At 61.5% G+C, this 17,270-nt stretch carries 19 protein-coding genes; 4 read left to right on the top strand and 15 right to left on the bottom strand.

Annotated features, from left to right (window positions below):
* Positions 1-41 precede the first annotated feature (41 nt).
* From aptA to EV660_RS02950, 4 genes are all read left to right on the top strand, one after another.
* A complete protein-coding gene (gene aptA / locus EV660_RS02965) occupies positions 42-1,364 on the top strand; it encodes an omega-aminotransferase AptA (RefSeq protein WP_071481459.1) in 1,323 nt (440 codons plus the stop codon).
* A 4-nt stretch (positions 1,365-1,368) separates the two neighbouring features.
* The gene (locus EV660_RS02960) at positions 1,369-1,836 is read left to right on the top strand and encodes a YbaK/EbsC family protein (protein ID WP_071481460.1); all 468 of its coding nucleotides are present in this window, start codon (positions 1,369-1,371) and stop codon (positions 1,834-1,836) included.
* Positions 1,833-2,267: an RDD family protein gene (locus tag EV660_RS02955; RefSeq protein WP_071481461.1), complete on the top strand. Its 435-nt coding sequence runs from the start codon at positions 1,833-1,835 to the stop codon at positions 2,265-2,267. The genes EV660_RS02960 and EV660_RS02955 overlap by 4 nt, the downstream gene beginning before the upstream one ends.
* Positions 2,268-2,356: 89 nt before the next feature.
* The gene (locus EV660_RS02950) at positions 2,357-3,214 is read left to right on the top strand and encodes an arginyltransferase (protein ID WP_071481462.1); all 858 of its coding nucleotides are present in this window, start codon (positions 2,357-2,359) and stop codon (positions 3,212-3,214) included.
* Between the two features lie 48 nt (positions 3,215-3,262).
* Here the strand turns inward: EV660_RS02950 and EV660_RS02945 are convergent, their stop codons facing one another.
* From EV660_RS02945 to EV660_RS02875, 15 genes are all read right to left on the bottom strand, one after another.
* Complete coding sequence (locus tag EV660_RS02945) at positions 3,263-5,095, bottom strand: SLC13 family permease (RefSeq protein WP_071481463.1); 1,833 nt, start codon at positions 5,093-5,095, stop codon at positions 3,263-3,265.
* A gap of 83 nt (positions 5,096-5,178) precedes the next feature.
* A complete protein-coding gene (locus EV660_RS02940) occupies positions 5,179-6,105 on the bottom strand; it encodes a DMT family transporter (protein WP_071481464.1) in 927 nt (308 codons plus the stop codon).
* Entirely contained in the window at positions 6,092-6,949 is an 858-nt protein-coding gene (locus EV660_RS02935) for a TIGR00282 family metallophosphoesterase (protein WP_071481465.1), read from the bottom strand. The genes EV660_RS02940 and EV660_RS02935 overlap by 14 nt, the downstream gene beginning before the upstream one ends.
* Positions 6,950-7,343: 394 nt before the next feature.
* Positions 7,344-8,102 carry an energy-coupling factor ABC transporter ATP-binding protein gene (locus EV660_RS02930; protein ID WP_071481466.1) on the bottom strand — a complete coding sequence of 253 codons (759 nt, stop codon included), beginning with the start codon at positions 8,100-8,102 and terminating at the stop codon, positions 7,344-7,346.
* The gene (locus tag EV660_RS02925; protein WP_071481467.1) at positions 8,099-8,824 is read right to left on the bottom strand and encodes an energy-coupling factor transporter transmembrane component T family protein; all 726 of its coding nucleotides are present in this window, start codon (positions 8,822-8,824) and stop codon (positions 8,099-8,101) included. Before EV660_RS02925 ends, EV660_RS02930 begins: the two co-directional genes overlap by 4 nt.
* Positions 8,817-9,440 (bottom strand): cobalt transporter CbiM, encoded by a 624-nt coding sequence (gene cbiM, locus EV660_RS02920; protein WP_071481468.1) that lies wholly within the window; start codon positions 9,438-9,440, stop codon positions 8,817-8,819. The genes EV660_RS02925 and cbiM overlap by 8 nt, the downstream gene beginning before the upstream one ends.
* Entirely contained in the window at positions 9,427-9,891 is a 465-nt protein-coding gene (locus tag EV660_RS02915; RefSeq protein ID WP_071481469.1) for a hypothetical protein, read from the bottom strand. The genes cbiM and EV660_RS02915 overlap by 14 nt, the downstream gene beginning before the upstream one ends.
* Entirely contained in the window at positions 9,875-10,594 is a 720-nt protein-coding gene (locus tag EV660_RS02910; protein WP_071481470.1) for a hypothetical protein, read from the bottom strand. The genes EV660_RS02915 and EV660_RS02910 overlap by 17 nt, the downstream gene beginning before the upstream one ends.
* Before the next feature lie 481 nt (positions 10,595-11,075).
* Positions 11,076-11,789, bottom strand: a complete 714-nt coding sequence (ubiG, locus tag EV660_RS02905; RefSeq protein WP_100319191.1) for a bifunctional 2-polyprenyl-6-hydroxyphenol methylase/3-demethylubiquinol 3-O-methyltransferase UbiG — start codon at positions 11,787-11,789, stop codon at positions 11,076-11,078.
* On the bottom strand, positions 11,776-12,585 hold the full coding sequence (locus tag EV660_RS02900) for a methyltransferase family protein (RefSeq protein WP_071481471.1): 810 nt from the start codon (positions 12,583-12,585) through the stop codon (positions 11,776-11,778). Before EV660_RS02900 ends, ubiG begins: the two co-directional genes overlap by 14 nt.
* Positions 12,575-13,567: an NAD(P)/FAD-dependent oxidoreductase gene (locus EV660_RS02895; RefSeq protein ID WP_232727302.1), complete on the bottom strand. Its 993-nt coding sequence runs from the start codon at positions 13,565-13,567 to the stop codon at positions 12,575-12,577. Before EV660_RS02895 ends, EV660_RS02900 begins: the two co-directional genes overlap by 11 nt.
* 98 nt (positions 13,568-13,665) lie before the next feature.
* A complete protein-coding gene (locus EV660_RS02890; RefSeq protein ID WP_071481473.1) occupies positions 13,666-14,676 on the bottom strand; it encodes a YeiH family protein in 1,011 nt (336 codons plus the stop codon).
* 68 nt (positions 14,677-14,744) lie between these two features.
* Positions 14,745-15,926, bottom strand: coding sequence for a UxaA family hydrolase (locus EV660_RS02885; protein WP_071481474.1), 1,182 nt, complete (start codon positions 15,924-15,926; stop codon positions 14,745-14,747).
* A gap of 11 nt (positions 15,927-15,937) precedes the next feature.
* A complete protein-coding gene (locus EV660_RS02880) occupies positions 15,938-16,234 on the bottom strand; it encodes a UxaA family hydrolase (RefSeq protein WP_071481475.1) in 297 nt (98 codons plus the stop codon).
* Between the two features lie 32 nt (positions 16,235-16,266).
* Positions 16,267-17,265 (bottom strand): Ldh family oxidoreductase, encoded by a 999-nt coding sequence (locus tag EV660_RS02875; protein WP_071481476.1) that lies wholly within the window; start codon positions 17,263-17,265, stop codon positions 16,267-16,269.
* Positions 17,266-17,270 lie beyond the last annotated feature (5 nt).

Genomic DNA, 17,270 nt, shown 5'->3' with positions numbered 1-17,270 from the left:
ATGATAGCGTCTTTTGATCAAATCTAGCCGGAGAAGTTATCATGGCCCTTGACCGCCCAACCCCGAATGATCTGCGTGCCTTCTGGATGCCATTCACGGCCAATCGCCAGTTCAAGCAAGCCCCGCGTATGCTGGTCGAGGCGGAGGGGATGTTCTACACCACCTCGGACGGGCGGCAGGTGCTGGATGGCACCGCTGGGCTGTGGTGCTGCAATGCAGGGCACAAGCGCCCGCGCATTGTCGAGGCGATCCAGAAACAGGCGGCAGAACTGGATTATGCGCCCGCCTTCCAGATGGGTCACCCCAAGGCGTTCGAGCTGGCAAACCGGCTGGTTGATCTGGCCCCTGATGGGATTGATCATGCGTTTTTCACCAATTCCGGGTCAGAATCGGTCGAGACTGCCCTGAAAATCGCCATCGCTTACCACCGTGCGCGGGGCGACAGTGCGCGCACCCGCCTGATCGGGCGCGAACGTGGTTATCACGGGGTGAATTTTGGCGGCATTTCCGTGGGGGGCATTGTCAATAACCGCCGTCATTTCGGCGCGATGCTGGCAGGTGTCGACCATCTGCCGCATACCCATATCCCGGAAAACCAGTGGACCAAGGGCCAGCCGGAACATGGCGCGCATCTGGCCGATGATCTGGAACGCATCGTCGCGCTACATGGCGCGGACACGATTGCCGCCGTGATTGTGGAACCTGTCGCCGGGTCAACCGGTGTGCTGATCCCGCCAAAAGGCTATCTGCAACGCCTGCGCGAGATAACGGCAAAACACGGTATCTTGCTGATCTTTGACGAGGTCATCACCGGTTTTGGCCGCCTTGGCAGCGCCTTTGGGGCGCAGCATTTCGATGTGATGCCCGATATGATCACCTGCGCCAAGGGGCTGACCAATGGCGTGATTCCAATGGGCGCGGTTTTGACCACGGGCGCGATTCATGACGCCTTCATGCAAGGGCCGGAGCATCTGATCGAGCTGTTTCACGGCTATACCTATTCGGGCAACCCGATCGCATCCGCCGCCGCCCTTGCGACACTGGAAACCTACCGCGAAGATGCGCTGTTCGAGCGCTGCGCCGAAATCGCGCCCTATTGGGAAGAGGCCGTGCATTCGCTGAAAGACCGCCGCCATGTCATCGACATTCGCAATATGGGGCTGATCGGCGCGGTGGAGTTGGAACCGATTGCCGGTGCACCCACGCAGCGCGCGTTCTCTGCCTTTCTGAAAGCCTATGAGAAGGGCATTCTGATCCGCACGACCGGCGATATCATCGCCATGTCGCCACCGCTGATTATTGAGAAGGCGCATATCGACCAGTTGATCGGCACGCTGGGCGAGGTGCTGGACAGTCTGGACTGAGGGTGTGAGCAAATCCCTGAAACGTGTGGCCCGCGTTTTGCAAGACGCGGGCCTGCCCGACACGATCATGGAAGCGGGTGATGCGCGCACAGCGGAGCTTGCGGCAGCGGCCTGCGGCTGCGAGATTGACCAGATCGTGAAATCCATCATCTTCTGCGGGCAGGAGTCCGGCGCGATCCGGCTGTTTCTGACGGCGGGCGGCAACCGCATCTGCGCTGAGAAGGCGTCCGCGCTGGCGGGCGAAGGGTTGGGACGCGCAGATGCCAACCTTGTGCGGGCGACCACAGGTTTTGCCATTGGCGGGGTGTCCCCTGTCGGGCACCTGACCCCGTCGCCCTGCTGGATTGACCCGCGCTTGCTGGATTTCGGGCAGGTCTGGGCCGCAGCGGGGACGCCGCGTCATGTGTTTGCAATTGCGCCAGCAATGCTTATCTCGCTTGCTGATGCAAAAATTGCGGATTTTGTCGAATGAGCCTGCCCGACCCAGAATTACAGCCTGAATTCTACGGTGATGTCCCGCTCAAGCGGGCCTTGGCCTGGGGGATTGATGTGGTTGTGACCCTTGCCCTGACACTCGCGGGGCTGGTGCTGACGCTTTTTGTCAGTGTGTTCTTTCTGCCTGTGCTGTTCGGCGCAGTCTCGATCGGCTACCGCACGCTTATGCTGGCGCGTTACGGGGCGACCCTGGGCATGATGGTCACCGCCCTGAAATGGCGCGGCCTTGACGGGCGCGCGCCTGACCCTGTGACCGCCTTTATCTACGCCGCCATGCATACCGGGCTTTGGACGGTGTTTCCGTTGCAAATCGCCTCTATTGTGATGATCCTGCTGACACCTTACCGACAGGGGCTGCATGATATGGTTCTGGGCACCACGATGTTGCACCGCATCGCCCCCGATTAAGAACTGCCGGATGCCCCTGTCAGGGCACTTGGCGAAAGCCGAAACCCTTGCTAATCTGCACCTATAAAAAATGATTTGAGACCTGTTTGATGCGCCATAGCTTGCCGACGATCCCGCAGTTCTATGTGACTGCCCCCCAGCCATGCCCGTATCTTGACGGGCGGATGGAGCGTAAGCTGTTCACCGCCCTGCAAGGCGAACAGGCCGAGGCGATGAATGACACCTTGTCCAAGCAGGGGTTTCGCCGGTCGCAAAACGTGCTGTACCGCCCCTCTTGCGCGGATTGTTGCGCGTGCCTGTCGGCGCGTATTCGTGTGGCCGACTTTCAGCCCTCGCGCTCGCAGCGCCGGGTGCTGAAGCGCAATAGCGCGATGCAGCGCTATGTGACCAGCGCATGGGCCACCGAAGACCAGTATGACCTGTTCCGCCGCTATCTGGACTCGCGCCATGCTGATGGTGGTATGGCCGATATGGATGTGTTCGAATTCGCCGCAATGGTCGAGGAAACACCGGTGCGCACCCGCGTTCTGGAATATATCGCGCAGGACGAGACTGGCCGACGCCAGTTGCGTGCGGTCTGCCTGAGTGATGTGCTTGATGACGGGTTGAGCCTTGTCTATTCCTTTTTCGACCCGGACCATTCGGCCCTGTCGCTGGGCAGCTACATGATTCTGGATCAGATCGCGTTGGCGCGGAAAGTTGGCCTGCCTTACGTTTATTTGGGTTACTGGGTGCCCGGCAGCCCGAAGATGGATTACAAGGCCAAGTTTTCGGCGCTTGAAATCTACCATGACGGCGCATGGCGTGATCTGGGCGACCCCAGCAGCCATAGCAGCGCAACGCATCCACTCTCTGTCAAGCCGATCGCAGAACAGGTGGCAAGCCTGAACCTTCCAAAGACACTCAGCGCACCCATCACACCCACGCGCATTATCCGCGACCTCTGACAGCGGTTGGCCGCTGATCCCGGTAGCCCCGCGCGGGGTGCAGGCAGATCAGAGCGGCCAGAAGATGGGAATGAAAAACGCGGCTGTGGGGGCCATGACCAAATGCATCGGCAGCCCCACGCGCAAGAAATCCGTGAATTTATACCCGCCCGGCCCATAAACCAAGGTGTTGGTCTGATAGCCGATTGGTGTGGCAAATGCGGCTGATGCACCCAGCATCACTGTGACCACCAGCGGGCGAGGGTCGATCCCGAGTGCCAGACCAAGGCTGATGACAATCGGGGTGAGCACCACGGCCACTGCGTTATTGGTCACCAATTCGGTAAGTGTCAGTGTCAGCATGTAAATGCACAGAATCAACAGAAATGGCGGCAGATTGGTCAGCATGGGAGAGGCACTGCCCACAATCAGTTGCACCGCGCCGGATGCTTCCAGCCCTGCCCCGACACTGAGCATGGCAAAGATCAAAGCCAATAGCCGCCCGTCGATGAAGCTGAACGCCTCATCCGCATCAATGCAGCGGGTCAGCAGAACGATGGCCACCCCCAGAAACGCCATGGGTGCAATCGGCGCGACGCCGAGTGCGGAGAGGCTCACAATCGCCGCAAGCACTGCAATCACGATCGGGGCATGTTTGCGCCTGTAGGCGCGCTCTGTCGGCTTGGTGATATCGGCCAGATTCATGTCCTGTGCCAGCCGCCCGATATCTTCGGGCGCGCCTTCGAGCAGCAGGGTATCGCCCACGCGCACCACCAGATTCTCGATATTCGTGCCGATATTCTGATTGCGGCGATGTACCGCCAGCGGGTAGACGCCATAGCGCCTGCGCAACCGCATCCCGCCCAGTCGCCGCCCCACCATGCGCGAATCCGGCGAGATGAGCACCTCGACGGTCGTCGTCTCAACCGAAGACAGGCGATCCACATCGCGTTGCGGGCCGATCAGGTCGGGGTCTTCGGCTTCTTGCGTGTTGAACTGGGTCACATCGGGGTTTTTCTTCAGCCCCAGGACTTCGGAAATCTGGGTGCGCAGAACCACACGGTCGCCTGCCTGCAACTCGATATCGGTCATCGGCCCCCAGCGCAGCGACGCATCGCCGCGCAGAACATCAATCACGCGCGCGCCTTCGCGCTTGAAGATATCGACATCTGCCAGCTTCAATCCGATCAGCCGCGACCCTTCGGGTATGGCAACTTCGGTAAAGAACTTTGTGCGCGACCGATCAGATAGCAGATCACTCATGGATTTGCGCTCTGGCAGCAGGTGGCGGCCGATCAGGGCCAGATACAGCACGCCCGCCCCGGCCATGATGATGCCAACTTTCGTAATCTCGAACACAGTAAAGGGGGCCAGCCCGTTCGCACGCGCCACACCATCGACAAGCAGGTTGGTCGATGTACCCAGCAACGTAAGCGTGCCCCCCATGATCGAAAGATAGCTGAGCGGAATCAGAACCTTGGAGGCGGAGGTGCCCAGCGTCTTGGCCAGTTTGATGAATACCGGGATCATGACCACGACAATGGGGGTGTTGTTCACAAAAGCCGACATTGCCAGCACGGTCAGGGTCAGCGTAATCAGGGTCAGGGTCGGGTGTTTCTCGACATTGCGCACGGCTGACTGGGTGATCCAGTCCAGCGTCCCCGTGCGCACCAGCGCCCCGACGATTATGAACAGGGCGGCAATGGTCCAGGGGGCAGGATTTGAGAAGGCGGCAAGTGCGGCATCCTTGGGCACAATACCCAAGACCAGCATGCAGATCGCCCCACCAATGGCTGTCACCTCAACCGGATAGGCCTCGCGCAGGAAGGCAATGAACATACCGACCACAATCAGCAAGGCGACGATTGCCTGCGTGGTCCCGCCAAGTTCAATCCCGAACATGACTGTGCCTCCGTCCCTGATGCGCCCGAAATTGGCGTATGAAACATGTGTTTGGCATATTCTGTATCAGATGCAAGTGCGCCCTAGACACCTGGCGGCACGGTTGGGGCAAGTCTGGGGCGGGGTTGCACAAGAAACAGGCCCGCGAACATCAGCAGCAGTGCCAGCCAGACCCAGGAGCCATGCCGTTCGCCCAGAAGCAGTACTGACCACAGCATTGCCCAAGCGGTCACCAGATAGGCCACCTGTGTGGCGAAAACACTGCCTGCGCGGCGCAGCAGCGCGACATATCCGGCATAGGCAAAGGCGCTGGAAGCGCCCGAGACGATCACCGCCAGCAAGGCCGGATTGGCCTGTGCAGGTATGATCGGTTGCCCCGCCGCAAGGGTGAGAGGCCCCATGAACAGCAGCGCCACCACAGACCCGCCCAGCAAGGCCTGCAACGCCCCGGCCTGCGCGCGTGACATATGCGCGACAAATGCACTTTCAATCGCATAGCACAACGGTGCCAGGGCCGAGATGAACACAAAGCCGACCGGAACCGAAGGCGGAAGGCTGCGCTCTGGCAGCACCAACAATGCGACCGCCGCAGCCCCAAGCCCCAGCCCAAGCGCGCGCAACGGGCGAAACCGTTCGATCCGCAATCCAAGCGCCAGTGCAAGTGCGAACATTGGCACAAGCGAGGTCAGCAGCGCGTGTACGCCCGCAGGAATATGGCCTAGCGCCCAGAACCCCGCCAGATGCGGCAGCACAATGCCCAGCAGCCCGACCACGGCATAGAGCAGCAATGACGCCGGGTCGCGCGGAAGCGCGGAGCGCCCGCGCAAGAGTTGCAAGATGCTAAGCATCATTAGCCCGACAGCGCTTTGCCAGAACACAACCGAAAACGTGCCCAGCCCGTCCAGTCGGGCAAAACGCACCAAGGGCGCGCCAAGCCCCCACAGCGCCCCGATCCCCACCAGCGCGGCCAGCGCAATCCCAAGGCGCAAGGGTGTGTCAGGGTTGTGCATTGGGAAAACTGGCTGGCAGATCTACTGGCGCAGGCCCTGCCTGCGGCAACCGCCCGCCAAGGCGCACCATCTCGATGCGCGTAGTCTCGCCGCTGCGGTCATCCGTTTCGATATAAGTGCCAGACACGGTGGCTGCGCCCACGGCAGGTTCAAACCGCGCCCGCGACATGCCCGTGATGAAACGGCGCATAGGTTCATCCTTGTGCATCCCGATGACACTGTCATAGTCGCCGCACATGCCCGCATCGGCCTGAAACCCGGTGCCACCACCCAGAATTTGCGCATCCGCCGTTGGAATATGCGTATGCGTGCCCACCACAAGGCTGGCGCGGCCGTCGCACCAATGGCCCATGGCGTATTTCTCGGATGTGGCTTCGCAATGCATATCCACGATCGCGGCCTGCACCATACCGCCGCGCGGATGTGCGCGCAGAACCGGATCAATTGCCGAGAAAGGGTCGGAATAGGGCTGCTTCATGAACACCTGCCCCAATGCCTGCGCGACCAGCACGCGCCGCCCGCCGGGCGCATCATAGACGCGCGCGCCAAGGCCGGGCGCACCGGATTTGGCGAAATTCAGGGGCCGCAATACACGTGGTTCGGTTGCGATGAATTCGCGCATTGGGCGTTGGTCAAAAGCGTGATCGCCCAGCGTGATGCAATCGGCGCCAGCCTCCAGCAGCGCTTTTGCATGATCGGGCGAAAGGCCCATGCCGCCGGTTGCATTCTCGCCATTGACGACCACAAATTCCAGCCGCCATGCAGCACGCAGGATCGGCAGGTATGCCGCCACTGCCGCACGCCCTGCCCGCCCCATCACATCGCCCAGAAACAGAATCCGCATGGAACATGGCTTAGGCGTCCCGCGCGGCAGGAGCAAGGCGAAAACAGCGTGACACCTGTTCAGGTCCGGGCGTGCAGGCAGCAGGGACAGTATCATTCAGGTATCAGCGGCAGGGACTTGGGGCTTTGCGGAGTTTGACCAGCGCGGAATCACAAGACCAAAGGCCCCGCGCAGCGTCGGGCCTCGGTGCGGCGATGCGCCATTCAATCTGTAGCGCATTATGCTGGCCAAATCCGCGAAAGATCCAATCTATGCGCTGGTGGCAGCCCAATCGCCGTGCCGTGGGGGCGGCCCGGCGATGCGCGGCGGCGCTTTGCGCCTTGAGCCTGCGCTTGGTGCTGTATTCAAGCGTCTGCGAAAGACACGGCGGTTATGCCGCAAAGCAGGCCACAGATCAGCGCCTTGTTTGCTGCCTGTGCTTATGGCGGGCCGTGTCGTGTGGCGTCAGGGAATGGGGCACCTCTTGCCCATGTGCAGCCATCAGCGCGGCATCGCCCAACACATCGCGCGTCGGACCGTCAGCGCAGATGCGCCCCTCATCCAGCACGATCACCCGCGCGCACAGTTCCAGCACCAATTCCAGATCATGGCTTGCAATCAGCATTGCCTGATCCATCCCTGCAAGAAGGTTGATCAAACGGCGACGGCTGCGCAGGTCCAGCGCGGCGGAAGGTTCGTCCAGCAGCAGCAGGCTGGGCTGCATGACCAGCGCACCCGCAATGCAAGCGCGGCGCTTTTCACCGCCGGACAGTTGATAGACGGGGCGCCCCTCCAGCCCGGTCAGCCCGCAGGCGTGCAGCGCATTGGCAACCCGAAGCGCGACCTCCTGCTCGGACAGGCCAAGGTTGCGCGCGCCAAAGGCGACATCTTCCCCCAAGGTCGGGCAGAAAAGCTGATCATCGGCTTGCTGAAACACAAGGGCCACTTCGGGCAGGAATTGTCCTTTGCGCAACAACTGGCCGGACAGGCACACCGTGCCGTCCTGTGGCGCAAGAATGCCTGCAATGGTATGAAACAGGCTGGTCTTGCCCGACCCGTTCGGACCCACGACACCAACACGTGCGCCGCGCGCCAACGAAAAGGTCACATCGGAAAGGACTGACTCCTGCCCTGGCCAGCCGACCGCTACGCGTGACAAGGCCAACAGGGTCATAGGCTGCGATCCAGCCAGAAAAGGGCAACCGCCAACACCGACGCGCCCGATATGCAGGCCCAGTCCAGCGGCCCAAGCGGCGCAACCGGTGCGTTCAGCCCGGCGTTATAGCCGCGCAGGCGCATCGCCGCCCAAAGCTGTTCGGACCGCAACTGCGCCCGGATCAGACTGCTTGCCACCAGAAAAGCATGATCAGGCACAGCCCGCCAGCCCGTTTTCCCACCGCGCAACCGGCGCGCCAATTGCCCACGGGACAGTTGGCCCGCTATCTCTTGCATGTAACGCAAGGTCAGAAATGCGAGATCTGCCATCAAGGACGGAACACCCAGCGCGCGCATGCCCGCCACCAGATCAAAGGGGGACACAGGTGACAACAGGGCCAGAGTCAGCGCGACGATGGCCAGCAACCGCCCGGCAATCAGCGCCCCGGCCTGTGCCCCTTCCAGATACAGGGTGACCGGGCCAAGGCTTGCCAATTCTGTCTGCCCCGAGATCAGCGGCAGGATCAGCAGAAAACCCGCCGCCAACAGCGCCGCGCCGCGCAGCCGCGCCAGATTATGCCGGATCATGCCCGATGCCAGCAAGCCCGCTGCCCCAATCGCAACAAGGACCGGCACCATGACCAGCGATTGCACAGACGCGAAACCAAAGGCCAGCACAAAGGCCACGACAAGGCGCGCGCGGGCCGATAGCAGGATGGGGCTGCATGCGGGATCAGCCATGCGGCAACAACTGCGGCGCTGTGCGGCGCAGCACCCGCAACACGACCAGAACAATAAGCCCCTCGGCCAGAACAAGCGGCAGATGTGCCAGCATGAACACCCACAGCGCTGCCTGCTCGGCGCGGGCATCCAGCGCAGCAGGCATCCCTGCCAGCACAAGCGCCGCGAAAATCACCAGCGCCAGGACCACAGCACCGCTTCCGGCGCAGAGCGCGACCAGATCCGGCCAGCGCCGCCCAGCGCTGCGCCACAGACCAAAGGCCAGCAGGGCGGGCAGCCCAAGGATCAGGCCATTGAGGCCAAGCGTCGTCAGGCCGCCATGACCAAATAGAACCGCCTGCAAGAACAGCCCCACCAGAATTGCCGGGATCGCAAACCAGCCCAGCATCACCCCCAGCAGCCCGGCCAGCATCAGATGGACTGTCGTCGGCGGCACAGGGATTGCCACCAGCGAGGCGGCAAAGAAAACCGTTGTCAGCATGGCTGCGCGCGGGACCACTGAAGAAGGGTCCGGCAGGCGTTTGATGCGCGACAGGGAAATTGTTGCCAGCAAACCGGACCCGGCATAGCCCGCCAGCGCCATTTCCACTGGCATCAGCCCATCAGGCAGATGCATCTTGTTTCCCTTTGCGGCTGCGCGCGAAAAGTGCTGTGCCCAGCGCGCCCCAAGCCACCAGCGCCACCATCAGCGCGCGCTGCGCCCATGTGTCCGGCGTGGATGAGATGGTCATTACTGGCGCATCCGCGCCGATGTCCAGATGCGCCATCACACCATGCCCCGCCTGACGGACCTGAACCGACCAGCGGCCTGCAATGGCATCGGGGATGAACTCGTAGCGCCCCTGCATATCTGCAATGCCCTGCCCCCAGACCTGCGCGGGGTCATCGGGGGCATAGATGAACACCTGTGCCTGCGACATCGGCTCGCCGGTTTCATAGAAGGCATGCAGGCGAATGGCCTGCGTGACCTCTGCCTCCATGATTGCGGCATGAGACAGGGCCGCTGGCGGCGCAGTGACCACCAGCGCCAGACCCAGCAACAGCGCAGATTTACATCGAACTGACATAGCAATGGCCTTCGCCAACATGTCCCACATGCAGATCACCAAACGAGAAATCATGAACCCCACCCGTGGCAAACCTGTCAAAGCCAAGTGCTGCGACATTCGTTTCATCTTCTGCCCCCTTGTCGGCGCGTCCGAACAGATGGTCAAGATGGAAGGTCATCTCCAGATCGCCCGCACTGTCTTCGGTCACGAAACCCTTGCGGGTATCGCCCAGATATTCACCGCAGGCGTGCATGACTGCATCCGCACTGCGCAGGGTGAAGTCCACCTCCTGCCCCTCCTTGCGCGCGACCCCTTCGAGGACCAGAGAATAGCCTTCGATTTCACCGCTTGCTGCCGGCACAAGCGCCCATGACAGCGCGTTATAATGGCCCGGCGCTGCTGGCATTGTGGCCAGTTCCACGCGGTCATCTTCATCGGCATCGATAAGGTCAACGATTACCGGGCCGGAAAAAACCAGCGCATCGCCCGAGATTTCAGGCCCGTCCGCCATGAAGGGCGGGTTTGATTGCCATGCTGTTATCTGATCGAAATTGACCAGAATGCGCGAAAACTCCAGTTCCCAGCCATCGCGCGTCAGCTTTGGCGCAGTGAAACCGGCAGTCGCCAAATCCTCGCCCGAAGCAAATAGCGTCAGGCTATCGGCGTGCAAAGCTGGTGCCATGATGCAGAAAGCTGCGGCGAGACTTGCGATTTTGTGCATGAGCGTGTTCCATTTTCCGGTGTATGAAGATTTTACAAAATCTTCATACCAGTATCGCAGCACGGGTCAAGCGGGTAGGTTTGAATGCAATCAGACACAAGCACGCGGCGGTGCTACATTTCTCCGACCAGTGTGGCGCGATCTGGTGTTTGCTGCCTGAAAGAAGACACCCCATGACTGCTTGGAGGGCGTTGCGGTCTTTGAACTGCGCGGAATCAAGGCGCAAAGCGCCGCTGCGCATCGCCGGGCCGCGGTGCGGCGATCCACGGTTGAATCTGTAGCACTTTATGCTGACCAAGCCCCTGCGAGATCAGATCATTGCGGTTGTGGCAGCCAAATCGCCGTGCCGTGGGGGCGGCCCGGCGATGCGCGGCGGCCTTCGGCCTCGACTCCGCGCAACTGATTTCCACAATGTCCCGCATAGCCGCCTCTCGCAAAGGCATCGCGTGTGGCGCGGGACCCTCTCGTCAGGTGGCGAAGACTAGGAACCGGGATGCGACAGTTTTTGCGCGCTGCCCATATAGATGACTGATGTCAACGGCAATCGCCCAAATTTCAGATCACCGCGCAGGGACATGCCGCGCGGCCCCAACCCGGTAAAGCGCCCCGGCGCCAGCCCGGCAGCCCTCAGGGCCGCGCGCAACTCTGCCGGTGTGATGAACATTTCAGGGTCATGCGTGCCCTTGGGCAAAATGCGCAGCACATCTTCAGCCATGGTGATCGTGACCAGACGCGCCAGCGGATTGCGGTTGATCGTGTCAAACAGGAACAACCCGCCCGGCACCAGCACACGCGCGACTTCTGCCATCACACGAGGCAGGTCTTGCACATGTTCCAACACGTCAACGCAGACCACGGCATCGAAACTGCCCGGCTCATAGGGCAGCGCCTCGCCGATGCCCACATCGTAGCGGATATCAAGCGCCATTTCCGTGGCATGGGCGCGTGCGGCTTCGATTGCCTGTGCGGCGGGGTCAATGCCGGTGACCTGCGCGCCGCGTGCGGCCAGTGCCTCAGCCATGAAGCCGCCTGCGCAGCCCAGATCCAGCACCCGCTTGCCTGCCCAGTCGATCTGGCGATCAAACCATGACAGTCGCCCCGGCACCATCGCTTTCAGTGTGCGGACCCAGCGAATATCATCCGACCACCATTGATCGGCCACCTTGTCATAGATCGTCAGGTCATTGCGGGTCATGTGTCGTTATCCTTGGAACTGCATAAGGGGTGCGGGCGCGGTACTGGGCAAAACCTGCGCCATATCGCGCGGCAAAGCGGCGCTCTTTCAGGCGCGGGGCCAGAAGGCAATAGGCCGTGTAGCTGACAGCCAGAAGCAATTGGTCCGGTGTCCAGACTGGCACAGTCCAGAGCGTGAGCGCGAAAGCCACATAGATCGGCTGGCGGATGATGCGAAACAACCCTCGCGTGGGCATATCGGGAAAGCGCGGCGCGATCCGGCCCATCAATGACATCCAGCCCAGCGCACCGGACTGCACCTCTGCGCCCGCATCAAAGCTGGCTTTCAGCAAGATCAGCCATGATGCCGCATAGGCCGTGCAGACCACCCAGAACTTTGCCCCCTCGGCGCGCCACCACACAATGCCCGAAGGGGTCCAGAGGGTGAAAAGCGCCAGTAATTGCAAAGATGCGATCAACGCATAGGTGGTGGTTGCCAAAGTCGCGCCATATGGGCCGGGCACCAGCCGCGCCAGCACGCGGCTGCCCTTTGCCGTCAGAAAGAGCGAATGCGCCAGCGGGAATTGAATGATCAGTGCAATATTTGCGGCCCATGCATAGGGCTGCGGTACAGTGCCGAAGCTCTCGCTCAGGCCGAAAAACATCGCCACGATCATTGCCAGCACAGCCAGCGCAAAGATGATATGCGTGCTTAGCCCAAGCACCAGCGCCAGTGCGATGCGCCCTGCCCCCGGTGGCGGCTGCATTGCGGCGCGCAACAGGCGCAGCAGTCCCGCAACGCGCGGATCATCCCACATCTGCGCCCCCCGCGATATCGCGCGCAATTGCGCGACCACTTGTCCAGGCGTCCTCGACCCGCGTGCCAAGGCACCAATCGCCCCCCAGATACAGACTGCGATCCGCGCTGCGGAGAAAAGGCTGGCCCAAAGGCTGTGCCGCGCGGGCATAGCGCCAGCGATGGGCGCTGACATGGAGCGCTGCGTCCCGATCCGTGCCGATGACATCACATAGCAGCGGCAGCATCTGCCCTGCGATCAGGTCGGGTGCCCCTTCCAGATAGGTCGCGGACCAGTCTGGCCCGGCCTGCGCAACCCATGTGACAGCCGCATCCCCACGCGCGGGTTTGGCGCTGTTCTGCGCGATCCATGCCAGCGGATGGGTGGGGTCATAACGGTGCAGGACAGGGCGGGGGCTGTCGGGGCTGAATGCGGCCATCAGTGTCAGGCATGGCTGCATCTGGATGCCCGCAACTGCCACAGAAAGCGGATGATCTGCGCCCAGAAGGCGTTCGATCTGGGGGGCAGGAATTGTCACGACCACCTGCCGCGCATGGATGTTCCCCATCGGGGTCGTTGCCGTCCAGCCTTGGCTGGTCCGCTGTAGTGCTGAAACTTCGCAGGACTGGCGTATCTCCAGCCCCTGTGCCAAAGCGCGCACCAGCGCACTCATTCCCGGTGTTCCGACCAGATGGCGCTTGGGCGCGCCGTCTTGCCAGAGCACGGCCCCGGCCTGTTCCAGCCGTTTGGCAAACTCATCGTCCCGTGCGCTGACATACTGCGCGCCATGATCGAAGCTGACCTCGCCCACCGGCAGGGTGACGCGCCTTGTGGCAATGCGCCCGCCAATCCCGCGGCCTTTGTCGAGCAGCAGAACCGACTGCCCTGCGCCGGACAGGGCCTGCGCACAACTGACCCCCGCCATGCCTGACCCGATGACAAGCACATCCCAATGATTGCGGCTGTCTTGCGCCATCTCTCCGCCTTGCAAAGCCCCTCTCATCGCGGAGCTAACGCATAGGCCAGCGCTTTCAAATACAGAAGGGCGCTGTCGGCTGCCGAGCGGTCAATCTGACGCAGCCATAGGCAAGGTCAGCCCACTCAGACGATGGCAAGGAAATAAAGCGCCGCTGAGGCCAGCACCAGCAGCACCAGCGTTTCAATGACCACAATCGCCAGATGCCCGCCGCCCACTGCCGTCAGCGCCTTGAGCGAGGTTTTCACCCCCAGCGCCGCAATCGCCGTGATCAGAAAGGCCCGCGACAGCGTGTCAACCTGCGCCACAAGCGCGCCGGGCAATTCAAACGTGCTGCCCAAAGCCACCAGCGCCAGAAACAACACCATGAACCACGGCAGAAGCGGGATCTTGCCCTGTCCGGCCCCCGGCCCTGCCACGCGCAGCACCAGCACAATGGCAATCAGCACCACAGGCAGCATGGCCACGCGAAACAGCTTGGTGATGGTTGCAATCTCGCCCGCACTGTCCGACACGGAAAAACCCGCGCCCACAACCTGCGCGACATCATGAATGGTTGCGCCAATCAGGAAGCCCTGCTGTATTTCACTGAAGCCAAGCCCCTGAAACAGCAGCGGATAGACCACCATTGCAATGGTGGATAATGCCGTGACCGCCATTACCGTGAACAGCGTGTTGCGTTCGGTCTTGTCATTGGCGGGGATGACCGCTGCAATTGCCAGCGCGGCAGAAGCCCCGCAGATTGCAACCGCGCCCCCCGTCAGCAGTGCAAACCGCCACTGGCGGCGAAACAGCGGTGCTGCCAGAAAACCTGTGCCAATTGTCAGCGCGATCAGCCCGATCAAAAGCCCCGCGCCCTGAAATCCGATCTCGGCCAGATCATCGAACACGATCCGGATGCCCAACAGGCCGACACCCAGCCGCAAAATGAATTTCGAGGCGAATTCAACGCCTGCGCGACACGGCCCATCTTCGTGCAGGAAATTGAACGCCATGCCCAGAAGCAGCGCAAACAGCATCACCGGCGCGCCGTAATGCGCGCCCAGAAAGGCCGCAGCAGCCGCGATCGTTGCAGACAGCATGACACCGGGCAGAAGCGGTGCGCCCCAGGCGCGCAGACGGGTAAGTGCAGACATGCGGTCCTCTAGCACAAGTCAAAGGGCGGGCGAAGCGCCCGCCCCCTTTTTTTCCAAGGTCAGCCAGATCAGGCCGAACGATAGAGTTTCGTCATCGAGAACTCGCGGTGGCCCAGCGCCTCGGCTGCTGTGAAGCGGCCATTTGCCGTGCGCTTGATCATCTCGATCAGTGCATCGCCGGCCTGGTCAATGGTCATGTCGCGGCGCAGAACACCGGTCACATCGACATCAATATGTTCGGACATGGTGCGCAGCGTGCGCGGGTTGCCCGAAATCTTGATGACCGGAACAATCGGGTTGCCGACCACATTGCCCTGACCTGTCGGGAAGGTGTGGATCACATAGCCCGCTGCCGCCATCAGCGTGACGCATTCTGCCGCCGCCGAAGACGTGTCCATGTAGTACAGACCATTGCCTTTGGCCGGGGCCTCTGCGGGTTCCAGCACGTCGATATAGGTGCTGGTGCGGCCAATCTTTTCCAGATTGCCCAGCGCCTTTTCCTCGATCGTGGTCAGACCGCCAAGGATATTGCCCTTGGTGGGCTGGCTGTCAGACAGGTCCGATGTCTTGAACTGTTCAATCACATCGTCCTGATAGGACTGCCATGTTTTCATGAACTTCTCGCCGACTTCCGGGCTAGCAGCACGCTTGACACAGATATGCTCGGCACCGGTGATTTCCGAAGTTTCGCCAAACACGCCATACAGGCCATGCGGCAACAGCTTGTCATACATGTTGCCCACAGTCGGGCAGGAGGACAGGCCGGTGGTGGTGTCGGATTCGCCGCATTTGGTGGACACCCACAGATCGGTCAGCGGGCAGTCTTCCTTTTGCAACTCGGTTGCCCAATGGACATATTCCTTGGCCTTCCACGACGCCTTGCGGATCGTCTCGAAGTCACCATTCTGTTCGATCCAGAACCCTTCGACGGGCTTGCCGGTCTTGGCAATGCCATCAACGATGATCTTGGTCCATTCCGGTTCAATCCCGATCACGATCACAGCGGCCACATTCGGGTTTGCGCCGGTGCCGATGATGGTGCGGAAATGCAGGTCCAGATCTTCGCCGAACTGCAAGCGGCCATAGGCGTGTGGAATTGCCATCGTGCCCTTGACGTTATTGGCCACCGCTTCGCAAGCCGCGTTGGAAATGTCATCCACCGGCAGGATCAGCACATGGTTGCGCACGCCGACACGGCCATTCTCGCGACGCCATGCCTTGACTGTTTCTTGTGTGAAATCAAAAGCCATGATTTGCCCCCTTACCAGCGCTTGGTTTTCAGATTATGGGTATGAACATGGCCGCCGACCTCTGCCGAACCGACCATCTTGCCGATGTCTTCACCATATTTGATGATGGTGTCCCCTGCTTTCAGGTCTTTCAGCGCGACCTTGTGTCCGATGGGAATATCGGCTTTCGCCGTCAGGCGAAAATCAGAGTTATCCTCGGTGCAGACACAGAGCATATCCGTGCCAGCGGTCAGCCCTTCGACCACGACGACCCCGACATTGTCGGCCTTGTCATGGACAAGCAGTTGCGGATGGGAATTTGCTTTCATGGTCCTCTCTCCTTGATTGTCAGTGTTAGTCATCAGCCGCGGGCAAGTGCCGTCAGCGTTTCGTGCAAAGGTTTTGCAACCTCGATTTCACTTTCGCGGGCAGCGCGTTCGGCCATGCGGCGCGCGCCTGGCAGCCGCGCACCGTCCTGCGCCTCGATGGCGGCGAACATCGCCTCGGCGCGGTCGGTGAAACCCGGCGCGAAGCGCGCAGGGTCCAGAACAAGGATGAAATGCGCCAGATCAGGCGCTGGCCCCTTGTCGTCGAACAGGGAGCTGGCCTCATATGCGAAATTCGCCCCCGCCAGACCAGCGGTCAGCAATTCGACCATCAGCGCCAGTGCCGCGCCCTTGGCCCCGCCCGATGGCACCATCGTGCCTGCCATTGCGGCATCTGCGTCAGTGGTGGGGTTGCCATCGGCATCTATGGCCCAGCCTTCGGGAATGGGCTTGCCAGCTTTTTGCGCCAGCATCACCTTGCCGCGCGCCACATGGCTGAGCGACAGATCAATCACCAGCGGCGCCCCGGTTGCACGCGGGGCCGCAAAGGCGATGGGGTTGGTGCCATATAGCGCGCGATTTCCGCCCCAGGGGGCCATAGCCGCTGGCGCATTCGCCAGCGCCAGTGCAATCAACCCCTCGCGGGCAAAAGGCTCAACGGCCTGCCCGGCAACACCGAAATGATGCGAATGCGTAACGGAAACGACAGCAACACCCAGATCCCGCGCCACTTTGCGCGCGGCCTGTGCGCCTGCCTCGATCGCGGCAAAGGCAAGCCCGTATTGCGCATCAACGCGGATCACGGCGCCGTCGCGGGTGACTTGGGGTGCCGCGCTGGCCTTCACCTTGCCCGCCTGCATTTGCGCCGCATAGAACGGAACACGCGCCAGACCATGCGAAGGAAGCCCCTCCTGCTCGGCCAGCACAAGCGCTTGCGCAGCAGGGCGGGCGAGGTTTTCGGGCATTCCCGATGCGGCAAAGGCCGCGATCACCAGCGAGGTTGCGTCTTGCGGCGTGATCTTCACAGTATCCATTCAGC

This window comes from Roseinatronobacter bogoriensis DSM 18756 (genome assembly GCF_004366635.1).
Lineage (GTDB): Bacteria > Pseudomonadota > Alphaproteobacteria > Rhodobacterales > Rhodobacteraceae > Roseinatronobacter > Roseinatronobacter bogoriensis.
Note: the sequence above shows the minus strand (reverse complement) of the source record. Positions and strands in the feature narration are given on the sequence as shown.

What these genes read in the sequence shown, in the direction of transcription:
- aptA (WP_071481459.1), top strand. Translation starts at nt 42, where the DNA reads ATGGCCCTTGACCGCCCAACCCCGAATGATCTGCGTGCCTTCTGGATG.
- EV660_RS02955 (WP_071481461.1), top strand. Translation starts at nt 1,833, where the DNA reads ATGAGCCTGCCCGACCCAGAATTACAGCCTGAATTCTACGGTGATGTC.
- EV660_RS02950 (WP_071481462.1), top strand. Translation starts at nt 2,357, where the DNA reads ATGCGCCATAGCTTGCCGACGATCCCGCAGTTCTATGTGACTGCCCCC.
- EV660_RS02945 (WP_071481463.1), bottom strand. Translation starts at nt 5,095, where the DNA reads ATGTTCGGGATTGAACTTGGCGGGACCACGCAGGCAATCGTCGCCTTG.
- EV660_RS02940 (WP_071481464.1), bottom strand. Translation starts at nt 6,105, where the DNA reads ATGCACAACCCTGACACACCCTTGCGCCTTGGGATTGCGCTGGCCGCG.
- EV660_RS02935 (WP_071481465.1), bottom strand. Translation starts at nt 6,949, where the DNA reads ATGCGGATTCTGTTTCTGGGCGATGTGATGGGGCGGGCAGGGCGTGCG.
- EV660_RS02930 (WP_071481466.1), bottom strand. Translation starts at nt 8,102, where the DNA reads ATGACCCTGTTGGCCTTGTCACGCGTAGCGGTCGGCTGGCCAGGGCAG.
- EV660_RS02925 (WP_071481467.1), bottom strand. Translation starts at nt 8,824, where the DNA reads ATGGCTGATCCCGCATGCAGCCCCATCCTGCTATCGGCCCGCGCGCGC.
- cbiM (WP_071481468.1), bottom strand. Translation starts at nt 9,440, where the DNA reads ATGCATCTGCCTGATGGGCTGATGCCAGTGGAAATGGCGCTGGCGGGC.
- EV660_RS02915 (WP_071481469.1), bottom strand. Translation starts at nt 9,891, where the DNA reads ATGTCAGTTCGATGTAAATCTGCGCTGTTGCTGGGTCTGGCGCTGGTG.
- EV660_RS02910 (WP_071481470.1), bottom strand. Translation starts at nt 10,594, where the DNA reads ATGCACAAAATCGCAAGTCTCGCCGCAGCTTTCTGCATCATGGCACCA.
- ubiG (WP_100319191.1), bottom strand. Translation starts at nt 11,789, where the DNA reads ATGACCCGCAATGACCTGACGATCTATGACAAGGTGGCCGATCAATGG.
- EV660_RS02900 (WP_071481471.1), bottom strand. Translation starts at nt 12,585, where the DNA reads ATGTGGGATGATCCGCGCGTTGCGGGACTGCTGCGCCTGTTGCGCGCC.
- EV660_RS02895 (WP_232727302.1), bottom strand. Translation starts at nt 13,567, where the DNA reads ATGAGAGGGGCTTTGCAAGGCGGAGAGATGGCGCAAGACAGCCGCAAT.
- EV660_RS02890 (WP_071481473.1), bottom strand. Translation starts at nt 14,676, where the DNA reads ATGTCTGCACTTACCCGTCTGCGCGCCTGGGGCGCACCGCTTCTGCCC.
- EV660_RS02885 (WP_071481474.1), bottom strand. Translation starts at nt 15,926, where the DNA reads ATGGCTTTTGATTTCACACAAGAAACAGTCAAGGCATGGCGTCGCGAG.
- EV660_RS02880 (WP_071481475.1), bottom strand. Translation starts at nt 16,234, where the DNA reads ATGAAAGCAAATTCCCATCCGCAACTGCTTGTCCATGACAAGGCCGAC.
- EV660_RS02875 (WP_071481476.1), bottom strand. Translation starts at nt 17,265, where the DNA reads ATGGATACTGTGAAGATCACGCCGCAAGACGCAACCTCGCTGGTGATC.